The sequence below is a fragment of the Streptomyces sp. UW30 genome (assembly GCF_008042075.1).
Classification (GTDB): domain Bacteria; phylum Actinomycetota; class Actinomycetes; order Streptomycetales; family Streptomycetaceae; genus Streptomyces.
Map to the genome: position 1 here is coordinate 1 of NZ_RDBN01000176.1, position 1,844 is coordinate 1,844.

The 1,844-nt window shown below is 72.8% G+C and carries 1 protein-coding gene; it reads left to right on the forward strand.

Features of this window, described 5'->3' with window-relative positions; all coding sequences use genetic code 11:
• A partial coding sequence (locus EAO75_RS45400) for an RICIN domain-containing protein (protein ID WP_261989739.1) occupies positions 1-1,844 on the forward strand: 1,844 nt, incomplete at both ends.

Genomic DNA, 1,844 nt, shown 5'->3' on the forward strand with positions numbered 1-1,844 from the left:
CCACCCCCCTCGCCCGCCTTACCCGCCGCCCGGCGGGGCCACCCCCCTCGCCCGCCTTACCCGCCGCCCGGCGGGGTTCCCGAAGAATCCGACGAAGGCCTCGCCGCCAGACTCCGGGGCCGGCCGGACGGCGAGGCCTCTCCGTCCGTCGCACTGCTCATGGCGCGGCACTGGCAGCCGGCCCGCGAGTACGCGGTGATCTGTCTCGCCTCCCCGGCCGATGTCGTGGACCTGGTCACCGCGGCCGCATTCCATCAGGTCCTCGACCGGCTGGCGCTGGGCGAACCGGCCGTCGCACTGCGTCCCCGGCTCCTCGTCGCCGTCCGGGACACCGTCCGGCAGTGGTCCTCCGACGACCGAATAGCGGGCGTTCTGCCGGAGCTGGGGAAACCCGCCGGCGGTCGCGGTATGCGTACCGCGAAGTCCATGACGCCCGAAAATCGGAAGCTTGCCGATCGGTCATTCCAGGCACTTCCCGGACTTTCCCGATCTCTGCTCTGGCACACCGAGGTAGAAGCCGAGCCGCTAAGCGTCCCCGCCGGCCTGCTGGGCATGGATACCGTTACCGCCTCGGCGGCGCTCGAACAAGCGCGTGATAAATTCCGCGAAGGTTGTGTACATGCCCATCGGGAACTCGCGCCGACGAAGGATTGCCGGTTCTACAACCGCCTCCTCGACGTCCCCATTCGCCGCGGCGGGGCCCTGCTGCCGGATGTCCAGCAGCATCTGACTCAGTGCCGCTACTGCCGCAACGCCGCCGAACAACTGAGTCATTTCGAGGGCGGGTTGGGCGTGCTCATCGCCGAGGCGGTGCTCGGCTGGGGCGCGCGCCGCTATCTGGACACCCGTCCGGGCCGAGTCCAGGGCGGTGCGACCCGAGCCCGCGGCGCCGCCCGGCACGGCGCCGGCCGGCGCGGTCTGCTGTCGCGGATCCCCGCACAGATCCGCAGACCGGCAGGGGGGCCGCGCTCCTCGCGCACCCTGCTGACGGGAGTGGGCGTGGCCTCGGCCGGGCTGATCGCGATCATGCTCGTCGCCGGGTTGCTGTCGGACGACGACGGCGTCGACCCGGCCGCCTCCGCCACCGGCGGTGGCACGGCAACCCAGGTGCCGCCCGCCGTGTCCTCCTCACCGCCCGGCACGGCCCAACTCCCCAACGCACCGCGGCAGACCAGGCTGCGCAACGCCGCGGCCGACCTGTGCCTCGACATCCGGGGCGCGGCCAAGACCGGGGCCGGAACCGAGCTGGCCGAGTGCTCGGACGACGACACCCAGCAGTGGTCGTACGAGAAGGACGGGCTGCTGCGCAGCGTGGCGGAGCCCGATCTGTGCCTGGACTCGCACGCGGACGCCGGTGTGGTGATCCTCGGCAGCTGCGTCGACGAAGACTCCGGGCGGGCCGACGACGTGCGCTACGACCTCACCGTCCAGGGCGAGTTGCTGCCCCGCTGGGACGAGCAGCTCGCTCTGGCGCCGACCACGGCCGCCGCGGACGTTGACATCGTCGTCAAGGTCCGCGACGGCTCCGACGCACAACGCTGGCTGACCGATCCGGCGACGTCGGCGAGCCCCGGCTCACTGTCCAGCGCGGAGGTGGAGACCCCGGGGGCGCGGGCCGTGCCGGGCGGTGAGGAGGACACGGCGGGCGGCACCTGGGTTGCCGTGCCACCGCCGGTGGCGGAGGCGGCCGGGTCGACGCCGTCGTCGTCCGACAGCAACCCGGCGACGAGCATGATCGCGATCAGCCCGGCCGAGGCCACGCCCACTCCCGTCAGCAGGGTGCGCGAGGAGCGCGGCCCCCCTGCCGGTCTGCGGATCTGTGCGGGGATCCGCGACAGCAGACC